The sequence below is a fragment of the Microbacterium sp. LWH11-1.2 genome, assembly GCF_038397745.1.
GTDB lineage: Bacteria > Actinomycetota > Actinomycetes > Actinomycetales > Microbacteriaceae > Microbacterium.
Genome location: NZ_CP151636.1, coordinates 2,317,017 through 2,338,997 on the forward strand (window position 1 = coordinate 2,317,017; position 21,981 = coordinate 2,338,997).

Below are 21,981 nucleotides of genomic sequence, written 5' to 3' on the forward strand. Positions count from 1 at the left end.
CGATCTTCGCACTCGGCGGCGCGCTCGGCAACCGATTCCGCGGCCGCAGGTGAAGCTGGGGCGCGATATCGGCAGGATGTCGCCTCAGTCCTCCAGAGGACCGAGCCACGCGCTCGCCGCGGTGGCGTGGGCGGATTCCGGGTCGGAGGGGTGGAAGGCGCCGGCCAGGACATCGCGGTAGAGGCGGGACAGCTCGTTGGCGGAGAAGTACGAGCCGCCACCGCCGACGAGCATGGCCTGGTCGACGACCCGCTTGGCCATCGTGATGGCCCGGTGCTTCACACCGGAGAGGAGGGAGAACCAGCGGGCGCCGTTGTCGACGCGGTCGTCGACATCTCGGGCGAGGGCGGCGATCTGCGGCGGCAGGGCGTCGTAGTCGAGAGCCATGTCCGCGATCCGCCAGCGGATGTCGGGGTCCTGGCTGTACGCGGCGCCGGTCTTCTTGGAGCGGCGCTTCCCGGCGGCGAGCACGGCGAGCTCGAGCGCCCGTCGTGCGATGCCCGTGTACACCGAGGCGAGGAGGATCTCGAACACCGAGAAGATGCCGAAGACGATCGGGTCGGGGGTGGGGCCGGGGTCGATCCGGCGCACCACGTGCGCGGCATCCGCCGTCGCCCCGTTCAGGCGTGTGGTCCTGCTCTGCGTCGCGCGCATGCCGAGCGTGTCCCAGTCGTCGCTCGTCGCGACGGCATCCGTCCGCTCCACGAAGGCGAAGACGAGCTGGGGGGCATCGGGGCTGGTCGTGTCCAGGCCGTGCAGGCCCAGCCGCGTCCAGACCGGGGCGAGCGAGGTGAAGATCTTCGTTCCCGTGAAGGCGTAGCCGCCGCTGCCGTCGGGCACGGCGGCGGTGTCGCTGCCGAAGAGGACGAGGTCGTTGCCGCCCTCGCTGATGCCGAAGGCGAAGACCTCGCCGGCCACGGCGCCGTCCTGCACGAACTCGAGTCCCGGCACACCGCGGTCGGAGAACACCTTGGCGACACCGGTCCAGACGAGGTGCATGTTGATCGCGAGCGCCGTCGCGGGAGCTGCCCCGGCGAGCCGCTGCTGCAGGACCGCGGCCTGGGCGAGCGAGAGCCCGGCACCGCCGCGCTCGGCGGGGACCAGGATCGAGAGGTACCCGGCCGCGCGCAGCTCGTCGAGATCCTGCTGCGGGAAGGTGTTGTCGCGATCATGGATCGGCGCGCGTTCGCGGATCCGCTCGAGCAGGTCGTCGGGGAGGTACGCGGCGGGGTCGAAGTCGCTCATGACAGGGCCTCCAGGAGCTGGCGGATCGATTCCTCGGGCTTGTCGCGGTGCAGGGAGTGGCCGGCGCCCTCGACGACCGACATCGTGAACCGGGGATTGGCGGCGAGCACCTCGGCGGCCAGGTCGCCGGTGAAGATGCTGTAGACAGCAGGATCGGCGGCGATCACGTGCGTGGGGACGGTCACCCGCTCCGCCTGCTCCCGCACATCCCACGGCTGGTTCTGTGCGCTGGTCTGCTCCACGGCCCAAGCGCTCGCGCGCAGCACGGCGTCGACCTTCAGCTCGTGATCCTGCGGATGCCAGTGCGGATGCTCCTGCTGCACGACCTCGATCCGGGTGTCGGCGAAGGCGCGCTCCTGGCTCCGGCGCACGATCGACGCGTCGCGTCCGTCGACATGGATCGCCGGGTCGATGAGGACGAGGCGCCGGGTCCACTCCGGATCGGATGCCGCGGCCACCGTGCTGGCGGCCCCACCCAGCGAGTGGCCGATGACCGCATCCCACGAGCCGCCGTCATCGGGCAGCGTCGCGGCGAGGTCGGCGCCGTACGCCGCGACCGAGTAGTCGAGTGACCGGGGCGCGTCGCCGTGACCGCGCAGGTCGACGGCCGTCGTGTGCCATCCGGCCGCGGCCAGCGCATCGCCGAGACGCCACATCAGGGCACCGGAGGAACCGAGACCGTGCACGAGAAGGGCACGGCGAGAGGCCGAAGGAGAGCCCCAGGCGATGCGGGGGAGACGGAGCGGTGCAGACATGGTCCCAGCCTAGAACCGCGGGGTGCGGGCGGCGCCGGGCGCGCAGCGAGGAGTTGTGCGCCAGGCAAGGGCGGATGCCGGCGATCCATCCTGGTCAGGCGCACATGACCTCGCCGGGCGCGCAGCGCCGATCAGTCGACCGGGGGCATGTCCGCGTGGGTCACCAGCACGCGCGCGGCCGCGGCGTGCCCCGCCGAGAGACGCTCGTCCAGCGGCCGCTCCTCGAGCGTGGCCGCGAGGAATCCGGAGGCGAACGCGTCGCCGGCGCCGACCGGTTCGACCACGTCGACGCGCGGTGCGGGCACGAAGACCGGCTCGTCGTCTCCCGCGAAGGCGGTCGCTCCGACATCCCCGTCCTTCACGACGAGCAGCGCGCAGTTCGGAAGGAAGGCGCGGATCTCATCGGGCGTGACCGTTCCCCAGATCCGCTCGGCCTCGTCGCGTCCGACGAAGGTGATGTCGGCGGCATCCGCGAGGCGGGCGAGGGTCGCGGCGGCGTGCTCGCGGGACCAGAGAGGGCGTCGGTCGTTCACGTCGAACGACACGGCCGCACCCGCGGTGCGGGCGTCGACGAAGAGCTGATCGACCATGCGCAGGCACGTGTCGGACAGCGCCGGGGTGATGCCGGTCGTGTGCACGATGCGGACGCCCGCGAGGTGGGCGGTCGACAGGAAGCCCGGCTCCATCGCGGAGGCTGCGGAGCCTCGCCGGTAGTAGTAGACCGACGAGCCGTCGGCGCCGGGGTCCTTGAACATCACGCCGGTCGGCGCATCCGTGTCGCGCTCCACCCAGAGCTCGACGCCCCGCCTGCTCAGCTCCGACGAGATGCGGTCGCCGAGCGGATCGTCGCCGAGCCGGGACGCCCATGCCGCTCGATGACCGGAGAACGCGAGGCCAGCCGTCACGTTCGACTCCGCGCCCGCGAGTCCGATGGTCGCCGTCTCCGCGGTGGTCAGCGCGGCGCCGACCGGCGTGATCAGGGCCATCGTCTCGCCGACGCAGACGATCTCGGGGGCGGGGGACGACGGGGTGCGGGGGATGCTCATGAAGGGGTGACCGCCAGGGGTTCGGTGTCGGGATGAGGGCTCGCGTCGCGGTGACGCAGGTCGGGGAAGGAGCGCACGAAGACGACGGCGACGAGGAGGCCGACAGCGGCGAACAGGGTCGCGGCGAAGTACGCGCCGCGCCAGTCGCCGAGGTCGACGAGGAATCCGGCGACGGCGGAGCCCGCGGCGGCTCCGATGAGCTGGCCGGTGCCCGCCCAGCCGAACGCCTCGGCGGTCTCGGAGAACTTGACGCTGGCCGAGGTGATTGCGAACAGGACGGCGAGAGCCGGGGCGATGCCGATGCCGGCGAGCACGAGGGTGCCGCCGAGCCAGAACACGTTGAGCATGACCATCGTCAGCGCGAGACCGACGGTGACGATCAGCAGCCGCCGGGCCATGGCCCAGGGGCCGATCGGGATGTGTCCGAACGCGAGGCCGCCGACGAGGCTGCCGACGGAGAACACTGCGAGGACGAGTCCGGCCGTCAGGCTGCCGTGCTCGAACGTCGCGACGACGCCGACCTCGACAGCGGCGCAGGCGCCGATCAGGAGGAAGCCGATCACGGTGGCGAGCAGGACGGGCGGCTTGAGCACGACCTTGCCCAGCGCGTTGCGGCTGCGGGGGATCCGGACGCGTCCGACCTCGGGGGAGAGGATGAACCACGCGCCCCCGCCGACGAGGATGATCGCGACGAGCAGCAGTCCTTCCACGGTTCCGATCTGCGTGGAGACGAGCGTGATGACGACCGGTGCGAGGATCCAGATGATCTCCTGCAGAGAGGCGTCGAGGGAGAACAGCGGCGTCAGCTGCGAGGAGTTGACGAGCTTGGGATAGATCGTGCGCACGGCGGCCTGGATCGGCGGTGTCGACAGGCCCGCGATCATGCCCAGGATCATGTAGCCGGGCACGTTCAGGGGCAGCAGCGCCAGTCCGAGCACGGCGACGACGCAGACGCTGAGGGTCAGCGTGATCACGCGGCGCATCCCCCACACGCCCATCCATCGGCTCGTGATGGGGCCGGCGACGGCCTGTCCCACGCTGGTCGCGGCGAGGACGAGTCCGGCCGCGCCGTAGGAGCCGGTCTGCTGCTCGACGTGCAGCAGGATCGCGAGCGACGACATCCCGTTGGGGAAGCGTGCGGTCAACTGTGCGGCGATCATGCGCGCCACTCCCGGCGTGCGAAGAAGATCCCGGTATCCCGCCACCAGACAACGGTACCGGGCGCCGACGATCGGCGTCGAAGCGACGGCCCGTGCGACACGCCGACGACACGCCGAAAGGCGAATTCCACAGGCGATCCGATGTCGGAGGCCCCGCGTAGCGTGCCACCTGTGGATGGATCTCTCACAGGTGGCTCCCAGCCGCGGATTCTCGGGCTTCGCGGCCCTCTCCGACGAGGGGCCGCCTGTGGAAGAAACGGTGGAGAACCTGTGTTGTAACAGGGGAGAGCGGTGGAAAACTACACGGATGTAACTACTACCCCTTGTGGTCGCCCCCAATGTCGGTACCCATATGTAGTATTGAACTCCCGGCGGGGGGTCTGCCGGAAAAAGTCGCCTGATGAGAAGCAGGCCAGAGATTTGAGGGGTCAGAAAGATGTCGATCACGGTCTACACCAAGCCTTCCTGCGTTCAGTGCAACGCGACGTACCGGGCGCTGGACGCCAAGGGCATCGAGTACGAGATCCACGACCTCTCCGAGGACCCGACGGCCCTCGAGCAGGTCAAGGCGCTCGGCTACATGCAGGCGCCCGTCGTCGTCACCGACGAGGACCACTGGTCGGGCTTCCGTCCCGACAAGATCGCCGAGCTCGCGACCCGTCTGGCCTGACCGACAGCCCCTGAGGAGGGAACTATGAGCGCCGCCGTCGCAACCGCTGCGCCGCTCCTGGTCTACTTCTCCAGCGTGTCCGGAAACACGGCACGCTTCATCGAGAAGCTCGGGCTCCCCGCTCGGCGCATCCCGCTCCACCGGCAGGAGGGCGACCTCGTCATCGACGAGCCCTTCGTGCTGGTCACCCCCACCTACGGCGGGGGCGAGGGGCGCGGCGTCGAACGCGGGGCCGTGCCCAAGCAGGTGATCCGGTTCCTCAACGACGAGGCCAACCGGCGTCACATCCGCGGAGTCATCTCCGCGGGCAACACCAACTTCGGCGACTCCTTCTGTCTCGCCGGCGACATCATCAGCCGCAAGTGTCACGTGCCCCACTTGTACCGGCTCGAAATATTCGGCACACAGGACGATGTTGATCGCGTGAGCGACGGATTGGAACGACGGTGGGAATTGCAGTCGAAGAGCACGCAGAGCGTGACGCAGTGACCGAGACGGTGGCATTCAAGGCCAACCCGTCCTACGAGGGGCTCGACTATCACGCGCTGAACGCGATGCTGAACCTCTACGACGCGAACGGCAAGATCCAGTTCGACGCCGACAAGCGCGCCGCGCGGGAGTACTTCCTGCAGCACGTGAACCAGAACACCGTGTTCTTCCACTCGCTCAAGGAGCGTCTGGACTACCTCGTGGAGAAGGAGTACTACGAGGGCGCGGTCATCGAGAAGTACTCGTTCGACTTCATCCAGAAGCTCAACGACCTGGCCTACTCGAAGAAGTTCCGCTTCGAGACGTTCCTCGGCGCGTTCAAGTACTACACCAGCTACACGCTCAAGACGTTCGACGGCAAGCGCTACCTCGAGCGCTTCGAGGACCGCGTCGTGATGACGGCCCTCGGCCTGGCCGACGGCGACGAGAAGCTCGCGGTGAACCTCGTCGAGGAGATCATCTCCGGGCGCTTCCAGCCGGCGACGCCGACCTTCCTCAACGCCGGCAAGGCGCAGCGCGGCGAGCTCGTCAGCTGCTTCCTGCTGCGCATCGAAGACAACATGGAGTCGATCGCCCGCGGCATCAACTCCGCCCTGCAGCTCTCGAAGCGCGGCGGCGGCGTGGCCCTGCTCCTGTCGAACATCCGCGAGTCGGGTGCGCCGATCAAGCAGATCGAGAACCAGTCGTCGGGCATCATCCCCGTGATGAAGCTCCTCGAGGACAGCTTCAGCTACGCGAACCAGCTGGGTGCGCGTCAGGGTGCCGGCGCGGTGTACCTCAACGCCCACCACCCCGACATCATGCGCTTCCTCGACACCAAGCGCGAGAACGCCGACGAGAAGATCCGCATCAAGACGCTGTCGCTCGGTGTCGTCGTTCCCGACATCACGTTCGAGCTGGCGAAGAACGACGAGGACATGTACCTGTTCTCGCCGTACGACGTCGAGAAGGTCTACGGGGTTCCGTTCGGCGACATCTCCGTCACCGAGAAGTACCGCGAGATGGTCGACGACCCGCGCATCAAGAAGACGAAGATCAATGCGCGCGAGTTCTTCCAGACCGTCGCCGAGATCCAGTTCGAGTCGGGCTACCCGTACGTCATGTTCGAAGACACGGTGAACAAGGCCAACCCGATCAAGGGCCGCATCAACATGTCGAACCTCTGCAGCGAGATCCTGCAGGTGAACACGCCGACGACGTACAACGACGACCTGTCGTACGACAACATCGGCAAGGACATCTCCTGCAACCTCGGCTCGATGAACATCGCCCTGTCGATGGATGCCGACGACCTCGGCCAGACGGTCGAGACGGCCATCCGCGCCCTCACCGCGGTCAGCGACCAGAGCCACATCGGCTCGGTGCGCTCGATCGAGGACGGCAACGACCGCTCGCACGCCATCGGGCTCGGTCAGATGAACCTGCACGGCTACCTCGCTCGCGAGCACGTGTACTACGGCTCCGAAGAGGGCATCGACTTCACGAACATCTACTTCTACACGGTGCTGTTCCACGCGCTGCGGGCGTCCAACAACCTCGCGATCGAGCGCGGCACGACCTTCGACGGCTTCGAGGACTCGACCTACGCGTCGGGTGCGTTCTTCGACAAGTACATCGAGCGCGCCTGGGTGCCGAGCACCTCGAAGGTCAAGGAGCTCTTCGCGGGCAAGCACATCCCCACGCAGGAGGACTGGGCGGCGCTGAAGGCCTCCATCCAGGAGCACGGCATCTACAACCAGAACCTGCAGGCGGTGCCGCCGACCGGCTCGATCTCGTACATCAACAACTCGACGTCGTCGATCCACCCGATCGCGTCGAAGATCGAGATCCGCAAGGAAGGCAAGCTCGGTCGCGTGTACTACCCGGCGGCGTTCATGACGAACGACAACCTGGAGTACTACCAGGACGCGTACGAGATCGGCTACGAGAAGGTCATCGACACCTACGCCGCGGCGACGCAGCACGTCGACCAGGGCCTGTCGCTGACGCTGTTCTTCAAGGACACCGCGACCACGCGCGACATCAACAAGGCGCAGATCTACGCATGGCGCAAGGGCATCAAGACGATCTACTACATCCGTCTGCGTCAGATGGCACTCGAGGGCACCGACATGGCCGAGTGCGTCTCGTGCATGCTCTGAGGCGTTTCGTCTCGCTTCGCTCGCTCAACGACCGATCCTAGGAAAATCATGACTCCCTCCTCACCGCTCAAGCTGGTCGACCACGTGCAGGCGATCAACTGGAACCGCATCCAGGACGATAAGGACGTCGAGGTGTGGAACCGCCTCGTCAACAACTTCTGGCTGCCCGAGAAGATCCCGCTGTCCAACGACATCCAGTCGTGGAACACGCTGACCGCCGACGAGCAGCTGCTCACGATGCGCGTCTTCACGGGGCTCACCCTGCTCGACACCGTGCAGGCCACGGTCGGTGCGGTCTCGCTGATCCCCGATGCGATCACCCCGCACGAGGAGGCCGTCTACACGAACATCGCGTTCATGGAGTCGGTGCACGCGAAGAGCTACTCCTCGATCTTCTCGACGCTCGCGTCGACGAAGGAGATCGACGAGGCGTTCCGGTGGTCGGTGGAGAACCCGAACCTTCAGCGCAAGGCGCAGATCGTCACCGAGTACTACCGCGGTGACGATCCCCTCAAGCGCAAGATCGCCTCGACCCTGCTGGAGAGCTTCCTGTTCTACTCGGGCTTCTACCTGCCGATGCACTGGTCGAGCCGAGCGAAGCTCACCAACACCGCCGACCTCATCCGCCTCATCATCCGTGACGAGGCCGTGCACGGGTACTACATCGGCTACAAGTTCCAGAAGGGCCTCGAGACGGTCGACCAGGCCAAGCGGGACGAGCTGAAGGACTACACCTTCTCGCTGCTGTACGAGCTGTACGACAACGAGGTGCAGTACACGCAGGACCTCTACGACGGCGTCGGTCTCACCGAGGACGTCAAGAAGTTCCTGCACTACAACGCCAACAAGGCGCTGATGAACCTCGGCTACGAGGCGATGTTCCCGTCGAGCGTGACGAACGTGAACCCGGCGATCCTGTCGGCGCTCTCGCCCAACGCCGACGAGAACCACGACTTCTTCAGCGGCTCGGGCTCCTCGTACGTCATCGGCAAGGCCGAGGCCACGGAAGACGACGACTGGGACTTCTGAGAGTTTCTCTCTGAGGTTCCGGCTAGGCGACTGGTCGGTGGCCCGGATCCACGAACAGTCGCGGGTTCGGGCCTCTCGTCAAGGGTGGCCGCACCCGGTCTGGTCTTCGTCGAGCAACGGTACCGACCGCTGTCTGTCCGCTCAGAGGTCTAGGGCAGCAACTCACGGCCGACGAGTTGGAGTGCGGCCTGCAGCCGAATCGCCGCATCCGAGACGTCGTTGCCTCGGACGAGCACCGTGTCGACCCGGCCGAGCGAGGGAAGGTTCCACGATGATGGCGTCGGCTCAAGGTCGACCGGCATCATGCCGGATGCCATCACGCCGATTCCGAGCCCGGAACGGATTGCCGCGAGCTGGCCGTTGACACCTCGGACGACGTTCGTGATGTGCCAGGGGATGCCCCGCTCGTCGAGCGCTGCGGTCGAGTGGTTGCGGAGGAAGCTGGAGCGTGGGTATGCCACGAGCGGAAGGGGGCGCAGCTCCAGCCGTGCGGCGGGGTGAACGACCCAGGAGATCTCTTCAGAACGCAGCACGTCGAGACAGTCGTCCTGCGGCATCCGCTTGATGAGTGCCAGATCGAACTGGCCTCCGCGCAGCCGCCGGTAGAGGGGGCCGCTCTGCCCGACCGTGATCTCGACCTTGACCAGCGGGTTGCGCAGCCGAAACCCGCGCAGGGCATCGCCGAGGCGCGGACTCGCCGCGATGTCGTCGGTCACGGCCAGTCGCGCGCGCCCGGCAGCGACATTGGGTCGGAAGTGATCGTTCACCGCTGTATGCGCGGCGAGGACGTCGCGCGCGAGATTTGCGAGTTCTTCCCCCGCGGGGGTCAGGGTCACAACCGATTTCGGCCCCCGGCTCCGTGCAAAGAGTGACTCGCCGATCTCCTGCTCCAGTGAAGCGATCTGGTTGCTCACGGTCGACGGGCTGACGTCAGCCCGCTCCGCCGCTCGCGCAAAGCTTCGCGTCTCGGTCAGATGCAGAAAAGTTACAAGATTTGTGAGGGGGAGATTCATGGCTTCTCCGTTCCTTGCCAAAGGTGGATGAGGGTAACGCAATCTTTCGATCCTTCAAACTATTAGCGTCTTGGTGGCTTTCGCACAAGGGAAGGCGCACCTATTCGATCCGAATAGTGAACACAGCAGGGCGCGTCGCCAAACTCTCAGGTTCCGGTCTTCCGCGCCTTTTCACGCGGGGTTTGGCGGGATTCGGCGATTGACGAAGCCCCGCGTCGGGTGCCACAGTAGCGCCAACATCCAAAAACCGTGCGGCGCACGCTAATTGATGAATGCGCCGCGACTGAGAGGAGAGCGCTCGATGCCGAGCACTCAGGAAATGCTGCTGACGAACCAGGTGTGGCCGGTCATGCTGACGCCGATGAACGCAGACCGGACCATCGACTGGCGTGGCGTGGACGAGATCACCGACTGGTATATCGAGCACGGCATCACCGGGCTGTTCACGAACTCGCGATCCAGCGAGGTCGAGTTCCTGTCTGCGGAAGAGCGCGTGCGACTCGCGGAGCGGGTCGTCTCTCGTGCAGACGGGAGGGCGGCCGTCGTCGCGACCGGTACCTACGGCGGCTCCGCGGAGGAGGAGATCGACTCCATCAAGCGGATCGCCGATGTCGGTGCGGACGCCGTCATCATCCTCACCAACCACCTCGGCAATCAGGCTGCGTCCGAGGCGACGTGGACGGGGAAGCTCGAGCGCATCGTCGACGGGACCGGCGACATCAAGCTCGGATTCTACGAGTGCCCAACGCCGTGGAAGCGCCTCATCCCGGCGAACGTCTTCCGCTGGGCTGCGGAAACCGGACGATTCGTGTTCCACAAGGACCTGACTTTCGACCCGCAGGACATGCAGGACAAGATCGATGCCGCACGGGGAACGGATCTGCGCATCTACAACGGCGAGATCACCTCTACCTACCAGTCGATCATCGCCGGCGCGCACGGTCACTCGGGCTACGCCTCGAGCCTGGACCCCGACCTCATGGTCTGGTTGTGCGCCAACGCCCACCGCGACGATGAGCAGGTCAGGACTGTCCAGCGCATCATGAGCATCTTCGAACGCATGATCAACCTCGCCTATCCGAGTTCGGCGAAGCAGCTGCTCGCGGCGACCGGTCAGCTTGACATCACGGCGACCAGCCGCATGCCGGGCGCGTACCCCCTCGGCGTGCACGACTTCGACTCCCTGACCGACATGGTCGAGCTGATCGAGTCGCTGAAACTCGACCTCACCTGACCCGTGCGGTCCGGCGGTCACCCGCTGCCGGACCGCGCACCAATTCACACGACAAAGGAGTCCTGATAATGAGAAACCCTCGCGCCCGTCGGGTGGTTCAATCCCTGGCTGCTCTCGCAGCCTCCTTGGCACTCGTCGTCGGCTGCGCCGGCGGCACGAACACCAGCGACGGCTCGTCGTCGACCTCCGGATCGACGGACAAGCTCACGCTCGCGGTCACGATCGACAGCGGTTCCTGGGAGCCGGCGCTGCTGCAGAACGGACACCAGGCGCAATACTGGAACGCCGTCTACGACACCCTTCTGCACATGGAGTCGGATGCGTCGATTACGCCTGGTATGGCGGAGACGTGGGAGTACAACGACGACAACACCGTGCTCACCCTCACCTTGCGCCCCGGTATCACGTTCACCGACGGGGCGAAGTTCGATGCCGAGGCCGTCAAGGCCAACATCCTCAACCTGAAGAACGGCACCGGTCAGAACGCGGTCATGGTGAAGTCCGTTGCCGATGTCGTCCCCATCGACGAACTGACCGTAGAACTGCGCCTGAGCGCCCCCGATCCTGCGCTGCTCACCTACCTGACCCTCGCAGGAGGAGTCATGGGGAGCCCAGACGCGCTGGGCTCAGAAGCAATCACCACGGCCCCGGTGGGATCGGGACCCTACGTCCTGGACACCGCCGCTTCCGAGCCCGGCGTGCGGTTCGAGTTCACCCGGAACGAGGATTACTGGGACCAGGAGTCGTACCCCTACGACAACCTCGAGCTCGTGGTCATGAATGAGCTCACGGCGCGAGTCAACGCACTGCGCTCCGGCCAGGTGCAGGGCATCGCCGCCGACGGCTCGGTCGTCGAGGAGGCGAAGGGTGCGAACCTCGACGTGTACGAGTGGCCGCTCAATCGACGCGGGCTGTACCTCGCTGACCGCGACGGCACTGTCGTCCCCGCGCTGAAAGACGTCCGTGTTCGTCAGGCGATCAACTACGCCATCGACGCGGACGGGATCCTCGACGGGATCCAGCTCGGATACGGTGAGCGGTCGAATCAGGTCTTCAACCCCACCTCGGTCAACTACCTGCCCGAGCTCAACGACCTGTATCCCTACGACCCCGAGAAGGCGAAGGAGCTGTTGGCCGAAGCAGGCTACGCCGACGGGTTCGAAGTGGTCATGCCGGAGAGCGCCGGGGAGAAGTCGAACCCCATCGTCGAGCAGCAGCTCGCCGAAGTGGGCATCACCGTCAAGTGGGTGAAGGTCGATCCGACGAACTACGTCGCAGAGGTGCAGTCGGGAAAGTACGGCATGTTCTGGATGTCGAACTCCACGGCGGAAGCCTGGTGGGACATGAGCAAGCAGATCCCCGCCGACGCCCCGTGGAACCCGTTCTCGACCTCGACGCCCGAGCTCGACGCCCTCATCACCGAGGCGCGCGGCGCATCCGGCGAGGCCTACGCCGACGCGATGAAGGACATCAACCGCTACGTCGTCGAGAACGCCTGGTTCGATATCTGGTACCTCGAGAACGTGATCTACCTCGCGTCCCCGGAGGTCGCCGTCTCGGTTCACCCGATGAACGTCGTCCCCTTCATCAAGGACTTCCGTCCCGCCGACTGAGACGTGCCGGCGGACCCCGCAGGACGGGGTCCGCCGGTTCACGCCCTCGAAAGGACCTCATGGTCTCATTTCTCGTGCGTCGCCTCGTCGCCGCCATCATCCTGCTGATCGCGATCACCGCGCTGTCGTTCAGCCTCATCTGGTCCTCGAGCGGGAACGTCGCCCGGAACATCCTGGGAGAGCTCGCCACGCAAGACCAGATCGACGCCCTCAACCACAGGCTCGGACTGGATCGCCCACTCGTCGTCCAGTACGGCGACTGGTTCCGGCACGCGATCCAGGGCGATTTCGGCGTCTCCTACTTCACTGCAACGCCGGTCGTCGACTCGCTGGCGACTCGACTCCCGGTCACCCTGTCCCTGGTCACCGTTTCGATTCTGATCGCCACCGTGATCGCGGTCGCCCTCGGCATCACCGCAGCCGTCCGACGCGGCGGAACCGACCGTGGGATCCAGGTCTTCTCCGTCGTCGCGGAGTCGTTGCCGAACTTCTGGGTCGGTCTGATGCTCGTCTCGACACTCGCCATCGGGCTGGGGTTGTTTCCCGCCACCGGCTATGTGCCCATCGACGAGTCGCTGGGCGGGTGGCTGTCGACCATCACACTTCCGGTGACGGCGCTTGTCATCGGCAGTATCGCCTCCGGCGCGCAGCAGATCCGGAGCGCGGTGATCGACGTGCTCCGCAAGGACTACGTCCGGACGCTCCGTGCACGCGGCCTGTCGGAGGGATCGATCCTGTTCCGCAACGTGCTGCGCAACGCCGCTCCGCCGGCGGTCACCGTCATCTCCCTGCAGTTCATCGGCATGCTCTCGGGCGCCGTGCTCATCGAGCGGGTCTTCGCCCTCCCCGGTATGGGGAGCCTCGCCGTGAACGCGGCGATCCTCGGGGACATCCCCGTGATCATGGGCGTCCTCGTCGTGACGGCCGTCATCGTCGTCGTCATCAACCTGGTCGTGGACCTCGCGATCACCTGGATCAACCCGAAGGCGAGAGTGCAATGAGCGATCTCCTGATCGGTAGCGAACAGGCTCCGGCGCGCGTTCGGCGCAGCGGCGTACTGCGGCGTTTCCTGCGCAACCCCCTGGCGATGTCGGCCGCCGTCGTGCTGACCCTGGTCATCCTGATCAGCGTGCTGGCCCCGCTCATCGCGCCCGGGAGTCCGACGTTCGCCCGACTCGACATGGTGAATGCGCCGCCCGGGGGCGAGTACCTGCTCGGTGGCGACGGAGCGGGGCGCGACGTGCTGAGCCGCCTCATCTGGGCGGGCCGGCTGACTCTGCTCGGCGCGACGATCACTGTGTTCGTCGCCGTCGCGATCGGTGTGGTGACCGGTCTCGTCGCCGGATACTTCGGCGGCTGGTTCGACAACCTCTCGGGGTGGGCGGCCAACCTCATCATCGTCCTCCCCGGCACAATCGTCCTCGTTGCGATGTTCTCCGTGCTCGGCCCGAACATCCTGTTGTCGATGGTCGTACTCGGCATCATGTTCGCGCCGAACTTCTTCCGTCTGGTGCGCAACCAGGTGATCTCCGTCAAGAACGAGCTGTATGTCGACGCGGCGCGGGTGTCGGGTCTCGGCGACGCCAGGATCATCACCAGACACATCCTGTTCGTTGTCCGCGCTCCGATCATCATCCTTGCCGCGACCATCGCGGGGGCAGCCATCGTCGTGCAGGCAGGACTCGAGTTCATTGGCCTCGGCGACCCTGCAACTCCGACATGGGGCGGAATGCTGCAGGACGCGTTCTCCAACCTCTACAACGGTCGCCACCTGCTCTTACCGCCCGGCCTCGCCATCGGCATCACTGTCGCGTCCTTCATCCTGGTCGCGAACGGGGTGCGTGATGCGCTCGACGGCGACGAGGCGAAGGTGCGTCGGCGAAAGCCAGCGCGCACGGTGACGACCGCCGACGTGCCACAGAGCGCGTCGGAGAACGGGCGACTGCTGCAGATCGACGGCCTCGTGGTGGGCTACACGAAAGCGCACGGCGAGCAGACCAACGTCGTCCATGGCATCGACCTGACCGTCGACCGCGGCGAGATCGTCGGCCTGGTCGGCGAGTCCGGGTCGGGGAAGACCCAGATCGCCCTCAGCACGCTCTCTCTGCTCCCCGCCGGTGGCGAGGTCCATGCCGGAGCGGTGCGGTTGCACGGCGTCGACCTTTCGACGTTGTCATCTGGGCAGATGCGACGCATTCTGGGCGCGACCATCGGCTACATCCCGCAGGAGCCGATGAGCAACCTCGATCCATCGTTCAAGATCAGCACCCAGTTGGTCCTGCCGATGATGCGCGTGCTGAAGATCTCCCGTTCGGACGCGAACAAGAAGGCATTGGCGTTGCTTGAGCGCGTCGGGATCGTCGATCCGCCCCGCGTCATGGCGTCGTATCCGCATCAGATCTCCGGCGGCATGGCTCAGCGTGTGCTGATCGCCGGAGCCGTCTCCTGCGACCCCGCACTGCTCATCGCCGACGAGCCGACCACGGCGCTGGACGTGACCGTCCAGGCCGAGATCCTCGACCTGATCCGCGACCTGCAGCGTGAACGCCATATGGGCGTCCTGCTCGTCACGCACAATTTCGGCGTCGTGGCCGACCTGTGCGACCGGGTCGCAGTGATGAAGTCGGGGCGCATCGTCGAGGACCGTCCGGTCGCCGACATCTTCCAAGATCCGAAGGATGACTACACCCGAATGTTGCTCGCATCGACGGTCGAGGGGGCGCCGCTTCGCAGCCCCCTGGCATCGTGACCGCCCCGGGCCTGACGCTCGACGTCAGGGACCTTGTCGTCGAATACCCAGGGCGCGGATGGCGAGCGAAGCCGTTCCGTGCTCTGCACGAGGTGTCGATCCAGATCCGCCCGGGCGAGACTCTCGGCCTGGTGGGCGAGTCGGGGTCGGGGAAGACGACGCTGGGCCGAGCGGTTCTGGGACTCGCCCCCATCACCGCGGGGTCCGTGACGCTAGAGGGCGAGCCGGTTACGGAGCTGGACCGGCGCTCACGGCGGGCACTCGCCGCGCGACGCCAGGTTGTGTTCCAGGATCCGTACACGTCGCTGAATCCGGTGATGGCGGTTGGTGACATCCTCTCCGAGCCTCTCAGGGCCCAGGGTGCATCCGAGCGTGAGGCACGAGGGCGCATCGGCGCTCTGCTCGAACAGGTCGGCCTCCCAGCGGATGCCGCTGACCGACTTCCGCGGGAGTTCTCTGGAGGTCAGCGTCAGCGCGTGGCAATCGCGCGGGCCCTCGCCATCTCCCCGCGTCTCATCGTGTGCGATGAACCAGTATCCGCGCTGGATCTGTCGACGCAGGCGCGCGTGCTCGACCTGTTCATCGAGATCCAGGAGCGCACCGGTATCGCCTACCTCTTCATCTCCCACGATCTCGCGGTCGTGCGTGCCATCAGCCATCGGGTGGCGGTCATGCATGCCGGTCGTATCGTGGAGCAGGGTGATGCGGACGGCGTGACTCGTGACCCGCGGGTTGCCTACACACGACGTCTGTTGTTGTCGGCGCCCGTCCCGGACCCCCGCGAGCAAGCGAAACGGCGGGCCGCGCGCCGGGCTCTCGCCGAAGTGAGCGAGCAGGAGGGACGGTTCTGACTGCCGGGACCGGGTCGGGCTCAAGTCGTGCGGATCAGTGTCCACAGATCGTCGAGCACCGCGCTCATCTCCACTTCCGGGTCGATCAGCCACTGCACCTGCAGGCCGTCGGCGGTCGCGATGAGCAGAGTCGCGATGCGCGCCGCGTCCAGTGCGGAGGTGATCTCGCCAGCCCGTTGACGCGCCAATATCGTGTCGCCGAGTCGTTGCCGGAGACGCTCGTTGCGGTCGAGGAAGAACTCATGCGCCGGATGAGATGCCTCAATCGCGCACGTCGACATCACAGCGAAAAGCTGTGCGAGGCCGGGAACGGCGACATTACGGCGGACGACGTCGAAGAAGAGATCGAGGTCGTCGCTGTCGGTGCCTTTCTGATGGTTCTCCTGCTCACGGCGGTCCAGGATCGCGACGAGCAGCTCCTCCTTCGACCCGAAGTAGTGGAGCAGGCCGGCCTGGCTCAGATTCGCCGCTTCGGCCAGCTCGCGAATCGAGGTCTTCTGGTAGCCGTTCTCGGCGAAGACGGCGAGCCCCGCACGGAGGACCTCCTCCCGTTTCGCGATGCCCTTCGCATACGATCTACGCGCCGTCACCCGGCCAATGATAGGCCAGGCCGCAGACTTTCGTGGCCCTTGCACGTCACCCCAGCTGTCGCGTGAGTGCGTTCCGACCGCCGACCTCTCAAGGAGAACTCATGAACACTTTCATCCTGCCCGGAACCGAACTCGTAGTCCCTGACGTCATCCTGGGGCTGATGCGCATCCAAGACCATACGGACGAGGAAGTCCGGACGCTGGTGCGCACCGCTCGTGACGCGGGCATCGCGTTCTTCGACCACGCCGCCATCTACGGCAGCGTCCCGCACGGTTGCGAGCGACGGTTCGCCGAGGCCCTGCAGCTCACCGCCAGGGACCGCGAACAGGTCATCATCCAGTCGAAGGCGGGCATTGTGAAGGACGGTCCTTACTTCGATTTCTCCGCCGAGCACATCATCGAATCGGTGCACCGCTCTCTCACCGCGCTCGGGACCGATTACCTTGACATTCTCCTTCTGCACCGGCCCGATGCTCTGGTCGAACCAGAAGAGGTGGCTCGCGCCTTCGACGAACTCGCCGCCGCCGGCGCGGTCCGTGCCTTCGGGGTCTCGAACCACACTCGCGGACAGATCGAGCTCCTGCGTCGCTACGTCGGCCGACCGCTCGTCATCAATCAGCTGCAACTGTCGATCACCCACGCGCCGATGATCGCCCAGGGGGTCGCGGCCAACATGCGGGGGACCGACCAGGCGGTGATGCGGGATGGGGGCGTCCTCGACTACTGCCGTCTGCATGACATCACCATCCAAGCGTGGTCGCCGTTCCAGGCAGGTTTCTTCGATGGCCCGTTCCTTGGATCCGACCGATACCCGGAGCTGAACGCCGTCATCGACCGCTTGGCCGCCAAGTACGATGTGCCGGGTGAGGCCATTGCCGTTGCCTGGATCACCCGGCATCCGGCGCAGATGCAGGTCGTGCTCGGCACGACCACACCGTCTCGCGTAACCGCAGCCGCCCAGGGCTCGGGAGTCCCTCTCACCCGGGCGGAGTGGTACGAGCTGTTCCGCGCCGCCGGCCACGTGTTGCCGTGAAGCGGCGGCCGGACCGTGAGCTTCAGGGGAAAGCTGTTGGCGTGGCCGACGATCGTCCGCAGCCGTCATCCAAGTTCTCGCGGGAAGCTCTTCTGTCCTGATCCGCATTCGGCCAACCTGATCGGGGCAGACGAGGCCCGCGCCGTCCGCGCCGTCGAGCTGATGCGCGGAGACCTTCGCAGCGCGGTCCTGCCAGCCGGTCGGCGCAGCCGCAGAGGTCGGTCCGACGCGATCGATGTATGACCCGCGAGTCGGGTGGAGGCCGCTCATCGACCCAGCGGAATGAAGTTGAAACACAGTCACGTTGCACATCTCGGTCGAGTTTTGGCTATCCCTCGATTGTGATCAGCTTCCGCAACGATGGCGAAGGGCACGGCAACCGCTGAAACGTGATCGACCTTCTACTACCGCGCCACGTTCTGGAGCGGCGTCGATGAGGCGAGAACGCAAGTCGGCGAAGCCTGGGCCGATCCACCAGAACACGGAAGTATGCTTCGTCAACATCAACCTCGCGGGTTTCGACGCGCACAAGCACGATGGGATGCCGTCGTGGATTAGGCCTTCGGCACGCAGCCTCGGGCTCGAGTCGTCGAGGTCGAGTCCTGCGAGTCGGCGATCGAAGAGCTGAAGGCCGCTGTTGCTAGGGCCAAGGCACCCACATCGTGGGGGTCCACCCATCTCGACAGCGACCCGCTGACCTGCTCCACCATCGGAAAGGCCGCTAGGACGTGCCGATGCTGTCGGTTTTCCGAATCTCGAAACCCCCGATCCGGACGGGGCGCCCTTCGTCAGATGGGGCTGGTCAACGCACTTCGTGCGCTGACCAGCTCCGTCTAGGTCACACGACCAGGATCTCGACGGGCGCGTTGCCGCGAAGCGCGTTCGAGTAGGGGCAAGAGTAGTGAGCAGCGTCGACGACTCGTTGCGCATCCTCTGATGCAAGTCCGGGAAGGTGCACCTCCAGTCTCACTGCCAGACCGAAGGCGCCATCCTGAGTCGGCCCGACCGATACCGAGGCATCAATCGAGGTGTCGGCTGGCACCCTGATTCCGAGACCAGTGCTCACATGATTCATCGCCGAGATGAAGCATGCCGAGTAGCCGGCGGCGAGAAGTTGTTCGGGATTGGTGCCCGACCCCCCTCTTCCCCCGAGCCCAGGGGGAGATGAGAGCGAAACATCCAGTGCGCCGTCGTCACTTCGGGCGGTCCCGCCGTCCCGTCCGCCTGTCGTGTGTACCTCGGCTGTGTAACGAATTGGGTGTGGCATCGTGGCCATGAAGGTGCTCCTCGTGAATAAGTGTACGATCCGTACCGTACTATTCTATGTCGCGACAGCGGTGCGAGGCCTGCGGCAATCGACGGTGTTCGAACGAATAGCGACCTTCCTGTGCCGCCCCGTGTCGCGTCGCGACGCCTGCTCTCCAGCGGCGCGTCACGCATCGGTTCGGCGGCTGCGCGTCGCAACCGACGACTTCTGGACCACAGTCAGCAACTCTCCTCTGGAAAGAAGTCGATGGGGTCGCGCACGGAACGGCCGAGATCGTCGAGTCTCCAGGCGGCTCGGTGCCGTCTCGGCATAGTTGACCATCAGTTCGACCGGTGGTCTAATCTGATCGTCATGAAGATCTTGATTGTCGGTGCCGGAGTCGCTGGTCCAACCGTGGCGCATTGGTTACTGTCGGGGAATCACGAAGTGACGATCGTCGAGCGAGCGTCCGCACCGCGCGAAGGCGGCTACCTCATTGATTTCTGGGGCGCCGGCTTCGAGGTGGCGGAACGCATGGGGATCGTTCCGCGACTCTCGGAAGTGGGATATGCAGTGCGGGAGCTGCGTGAGGTGGACGACCGGGGCCAGACGATCGCTCGGATGGATCCCCGCCGCGCCGCGAAGAGTGCGAGCGGCCGGTTCCTCAGCGTCGCGAGGTCTGACCTGGCGGCGATCATCCTGTCGGGCCTCGAAGGCCGCGTCGAGACACTGTTCGGTGACACGGTCACCACGATCGAGGACCGGGGCGACCGCGTAGTGGTGCAATTCGCGATCAGCCCCGCGCGGGATTTCGATCTGGTCATCGGCGCTGATGGTCTCCACTCGAGCGTACGCCGACAGGTGTTCGGATCCGAGAGCGACTTCGAACGCTACCTCGGCATCATGGTGGCGGTCTTCGTTCTCGATGGATACGAGCCGCGCGACGAGTTGGTCGGTGTGACGCGGACGACGGTGGGCAGGCAAGTGCTCCGCTTTGCGCAGCGCGACGGGTCGACGGTGGTCGCGCTCACTTTCCGCCACGAAGCAGCTTCTCCTCTCGGCGACTTGACCGCTCAGCAGGACCTGCTCCGCGACTACTTCGCCGACATGCGTTGGGAGGTGCCTGAGATTCTCGATCGAATGCCTGACGCACGGTCGTTCTACTTCGACCGCGTGAGTCAGATCCGGATGCCCGACTGGAGCCGAGGCAGGGTCGTGCTGCTGGGGGACGCGGCGGCATGCGCGTCGCTGCTCGCGGGGCAAGGCTCCGCGCTGGCGATGATCGAAGGGTATGTCCTCGCGCAAGCCCTGAACGATCCCGACAACGACCATACGGCTGCGCTCATCGAGTACGAGCACGCACTGTCGTCCTTCGTGCGGTCGAAGCAGGATGCGGCTGCACGGATGGGCGCCGCGTTCGCCCCCCGCAATCGCTTCGAACTGGCCTTGCGGAACGGGGCGATCCGGAGCATGCGCGTGCCCTGGCTTGCGGACATCGCAATCGGCCGAAGCCTGCACGATAGGGTCGATCTACCTGAGGCGAGTGGGAGGCCGAGCTGATGCCGCATGCACGGTTCCGAGCGCTCGATGCCGAGCAGCAGGCCGTGTTCATCGATGCTGCGTTCGCCGAGTTCTCTGCGCACGGGCTTGTTGGCTCCTCGCTCAACCGCATCATCCGTGATGCGGGCCTCTCGAAGGGCTCGCTGTACTACTACTTCGACGACAAGCAGGACCTCTATGGCGAGGTGCTCCGCGTCCACCTCGACCGTCTCTTGGACGGCCATCGCCTCGAGATCTCCGCTGAGCAGGACGCAGAGGTGTTCTGGAACGCCGTCGAGCGTCATGCCACCGTGATGATGACGAGACTCGAGTCCTCGCCTGAACTGCTCTCATTGTTCGGCGACGCCCTCGGTTCGGCTGCCGCAAGACGAGACGCCGAGCACGTCGCTTCCCCCTGGTGGGGCCGGGTGATCGAAACCGGCCAAGCGGCGGGTGCTGTCCGCGCGGACCTGCCGACCGATCTGCTCGTGTCCATGGCTATGGGAATGACTCTGGCCATGGATACGTGGCTGCTCACTCACACATCGGCCGACACCGACCTTGCCATCACGTTGCCAAGACTGATGCGGATGCTGAGAGGCGCGCTCGCACCGGATCCAGCGGAGGGCCAACCAGCGCAGCGGCTCCAATGACGAACGGTACCGCGACATCTTGTCCAGTTCCTGCTGGTCAGGGTGCTCCTTGGGCGGCCACTGCCACGTGCTCCCAATCGGCCCACTCGGCCAAGCGCTTCGGATATGTGTCGCGGACCCAGGCGAGTGCGTCGGTGCCGAAGAGCACGCGAAGCGGTGGGTTGGGAGCATCGACGATGGAAAGCAGCGCCTGACCGGCCGCACCGGGATCGCCCACGTTCATCGCTGCAGACCTCGCGGCGCGCGCGACGCGGAGGGAGTCGTACGCGGGCATCTGAGGAGCGATGACCTTGGAGCTGGTGCCCCATTCGGTCGCGAATGCGCCTGGCTCTATCAAAGTGACGGAGACGCCGAACGGTGCGACCTCGTGGTGAAGTGCCTCGCTGAACGCCTCGAGCGCCCACTTGGAGGCGTTGTAGATGCCTGTGTAGGGGACCACGAGAACGCCCCCGACGCTCGAAACCTGAATGATGTGCCCGGACCCCTGTTCGCGGAGAATCGGCAACACGGCCTGTGTCACCCAGAGCGCGCCGAACACGTTCGTCTCGAACTGGTCGCGTACAAGTTCTTCGGTCACTTCCTCCACCGCGCCGAACAGCCCGTAGCCGGCATTGTTGACAACCACATCCAGCCGGCCGAAGTGTTCCCGCGCGCGCGCGACGACTGAGCCTACCGAGTCCCGATCGGAGACATCGAGGGAGAGTGGAAGGACAGCATCCCCGAATCGAGCGACGAGATCGGCGAGGGCTTCGGCGTCGCGCGCGGTCGCCGCGACGTGGTCGCCGCGCTCGAGTGCTGCCGTTGCGAACTCTCTGCCGAGCCCGCGGCTACTGCCAGTGATGAACCAGACCTGGGACATGAAGATTCCTTTCGAGCGGACCACGCATCCGCGTGTTGTACAGTACGTATCGTACACCTCAGCGT

The 21,981-nt window shown here is 65.8% G+C and carries 20 protein-coding genes; 12 read left to right on the plus strand and 8 right to left on the minus strand.

The genetic code is table 11. The annotated features are described in order from the left end of the window. Positions 1-84 precede the first annotated feature (84 nt). The 4 genes from MRBLWH11_RS11230 to MRBLWH11_RS11245 all read right to left on the minus strand — a co-directional run bounded on the left by MRBLWH11_RS11230 (position 85) and on the right by MRBLWH11_RS11245 (position 4,251). Positions 85-1,245, minus strand: coding sequence for an acyl-CoA dehydrogenase family protein (locus tag MRBLWH11_RS11230; RefSeq protein WP_341944923.1), 1,161 nt, complete (start codon positions 1,243-1,245; stop codon positions 85-87). Further along, positions 1,242-2,000, minus strand: coding sequence for an alpha/beta hydrolase (locus MRBLWH11_RS11235; RefSeq protein ID WP_116636975.1), 759 nt, complete (start codon positions 1,998-2,000; stop codon positions 1,242-1,244). Before MRBLWH11_RS11235 ends, MRBLWH11_RS11230 begins: the two co-directional genes overlap by 4 nt. 131 nt (positions 2,001-2,131) lie before the next feature. Then, positions 2,132-3,046: a sugar kinase gene (locus MRBLWH11_RS11240; protein ID WP_341944924.1), complete on the minus strand. Its 915-nt coding sequence runs from the start codon at positions 3,044-3,046 to the stop codon at positions 2,132-2,134. Next, the gene (locus tag MRBLWH11_RS11245; protein ID WP_165808135.1) at positions 3,043-4,251 is read right to left on the minus strand and encodes an MFS transporter; all 1,209 of its coding nucleotides are present in this window, start codon (positions 4,249-4,251) and stop codon (positions 3,043-3,045) included. Before MRBLWH11_RS11245 ends, MRBLWH11_RS11240 begins: the two co-directional genes overlap by 4 nt. Positions 4,252-4,642: 391 nt before the next feature. On the opposite strand from MRBLWH11_RS11245, the gene nrdH reads away from it, so the two are divergent. The 4 genes from nrdH to nrdF are packed head-to-tail and all read left to right on the plus strand — an operon-like array spanning position 4,643 to position 8,535. After that, positions 4,643-4,876: a glutaredoxin-like protein NrdH gene (gene nrdH, locus MRBLWH11_RS11250; protein WP_046012882.1), complete on the plus strand. Its 234-nt coding sequence runs from the start codon at positions 4,643-4,645 to the stop codon at positions 4,874-4,876. Between the two features lie 24 nt (positions 4,877-4,900). Next, a complete protein-coding gene (gene nrdI, locus MRBLWH11_RS11255) occupies positions 4,901-5,365 on the plus strand; it encodes a class Ib ribonucleoside-diphosphate reductase assembly flavoprotein NrdI (protein ID WP_116636971.1) in 465 nt (154 codons plus the stop codon). After that, a complete protein-coding gene (nrdE, locus tag MRBLWH11_RS11260) occupies positions 5,362-7,506 on the plus strand; it encodes a class 1b ribonucleoside-diphosphate reductase subunit alpha (RefSeq protein ID WP_341944927.1) in 2,145 nt (714 codons plus the stop codon). The genes nrdI and nrdE overlap by 4 nt, the downstream gene beginning before the upstream one ends. Before the next feature lie 48 nt (positions 7,507-7,554). Then, positions 7,555-8,535, plus strand: a complete 981-nt coding sequence (nrdF, locus tag MRBLWH11_RS11265) for a class 1b ribonucleoside-diphosphate reductase subunit beta (protein ID WP_341944928.1) — start codon at positions 7,555-7,557, stop codon at positions 8,533-8,535. A gap of 149 nt (positions 8,536-8,684) precedes the next feature. Here nrdF and MRBLWH11_RS11270 read toward each other — a convergent pair whose 3' ends face one another. Then, complete coding sequence (locus MRBLWH11_RS11270; RefSeq protein ID WP_341944929.1) at positions 8,685-9,548, minus strand: LysR family transcriptional regulator; 864 nt, start codon at positions 9,546-9,548, stop codon at positions 8,685-8,687. A gap of 301 nt (positions 9,549-9,849) precedes the next feature. Here MRBLWH11_RS11270 and MRBLWH11_RS11275 point away from each other — a divergent pair, with 301 nt between their 5' ends. The 5 genes from MRBLWH11_RS11275 (at position 9,850) to MRBLWH11_RS11295 (ending at position 15,995) form a co-directional block, all read left to right on the plus strand. Continuing rightward, positions 9,850-10,782 carry a dihydrodipicolinate synthase family protein gene (locus tag MRBLWH11_RS11275; RefSeq protein WP_341944930.1) on the plus strand — a complete coding sequence of 311 codons (933 nt, stop codon included), beginning with the start codon at positions 9,850-9,852 and terminating at the stop codon, positions 10,780-10,782. Between the two features lie 125 nt (positions 10,783-10,907). Next, positions 10,908-12,395, plus strand: a complete 1,488-nt coding sequence (locus MRBLWH11_RS11280; RefSeq protein WP_341944931.1) for an ABC transporter substrate-binding protein — start codon at positions 10,908-10,910, stop codon at positions 12,393-12,395. Positions 12,396-12,454: 59 nt separating this feature from the next. After that, positions 12,455-13,396, plus strand: coding sequence for an ABC transporter permease (locus MRBLWH11_RS11285; RefSeq protein ID WP_341944933.1), 942 nt, complete (start codon positions 12,455-12,457; stop codon positions 13,394-13,396). Further along, entirely contained in the window at positions 13,393-15,144 is a 1,752-nt protein-coding gene (locus MRBLWH11_RS11290) for a dipeptide/oligopeptide/nickel ABC transporter permease/ATP-binding protein (protein ID WP_341944934.1), read from the plus strand. The genes MRBLWH11_RS11285 and MRBLWH11_RS11290 overlap by 4 nt, the downstream gene beginning before the upstream one ends. Beyond that, the gene (locus MRBLWH11_RS11295; RefSeq protein WP_341944935.1) at positions 15,141-15,995 is read left to right on the plus strand and encodes an ATP-binding cassette domain-containing protein; all 855 of its coding nucleotides are present in this window, start codon (positions 15,141-15,143) and stop codon (positions 15,993-15,995) included. The genes MRBLWH11_RS11290 and MRBLWH11_RS11295 overlap by 4 nt, the downstream gene beginning before the upstream one ends. A 20-nt stretch (positions 15,996-16,015) precedes the next feature. Here MRBLWH11_RS11295 and MRBLWH11_RS11300 read toward each other — a convergent pair whose 3' ends face one another. Then, positions 16,016-16,630 carry a TetR/AcrR family transcriptional regulator gene (locus MRBLWH11_RS11300; protein ID WP_341944936.1) on the minus strand — a complete coding sequence of 205 codons (615 nt, stop codon included), beginning with the start codon at positions 16,628-16,630 and terminating at the stop codon, positions 16,016-16,018. Positions 16,631-16,686: 56 nt separating this feature from the next. On the opposite strand from MRBLWH11_RS11300, the gene MRBLWH11_RS11305 reads away from it, so the two are divergent. After that, positions 16,687-17,619: an aldo/keto reductase gene (locus MRBLWH11_RS11305; protein WP_341944937.1), complete on the plus strand. Its 933-nt coding sequence runs from the start codon at positions 16,687-16,689 to the stop codon at positions 17,617-17,619. An 838-nt stretch (positions 17,620-18,457) separates the two neighbouring features. On the opposite strand, the gene MRBLWH11_RS11310 is transcribed toward MRBLWH11_RS11305, so the two are convergent. Further along, positions 18,458-18,895, minus strand: a complete 438-nt coding sequence (locus tag MRBLWH11_RS11310; RefSeq protein ID WP_341944938.1) for an organic hydroperoxide resistance protein — start codon at positions 18,893-18,895, stop codon at positions 18,458-18,460. A gap of 342 nt (positions 18,896-19,237) precedes the next feature. Here MRBLWH11_RS11310 and MRBLWH11_RS11315 point away from each other — a divergent pair, with 342 nt between their 5' ends. Together MRBLWH11_RS11315 and MRBLWH11_RS11320 are read left to right on the plus strand one after the other, a co-directional pair. Further along, complete coding sequence (locus MRBLWH11_RS11315; RefSeq protein ID WP_341944939.1) at positions 19,238-20,425, plus strand: FAD-binding domain; 1,188 nt, start codon at positions 19,238-19,240, stop codon at positions 20,423-20,425. Continuing rightward, the gene (locus MRBLWH11_RS11320; RefSeq protein WP_341944940.1) at positions 20,425-21,057 is read left to right on the plus strand and encodes a TetR/AcrR family transcriptional regulator; all 633 of its coding nucleotides are present in this window, start codon (positions 20,425-20,427) and stop codon (positions 21,055-21,057) included. The genes MRBLWH11_RS11315 and MRBLWH11_RS11320 overlap by 1 nt, the downstream gene beginning before the upstream one ends. Positions 21,058-21,094: 37 nt before the next feature. On the opposite strand, the gene MRBLWH11_RS11325 is transcribed toward MRBLWH11_RS11320, so the two are convergent. After that, entirely contained in the window at positions 21,095-21,916 is an 822-nt protein-coding gene (locus tag MRBLWH11_RS11325; RefSeq protein ID WP_341944941.1) for an SDR family NAD(P)-dependent oxidoreductase, read from the minus strand. Positions 21,917-21,981 lie beyond the last annotated feature (65 nt).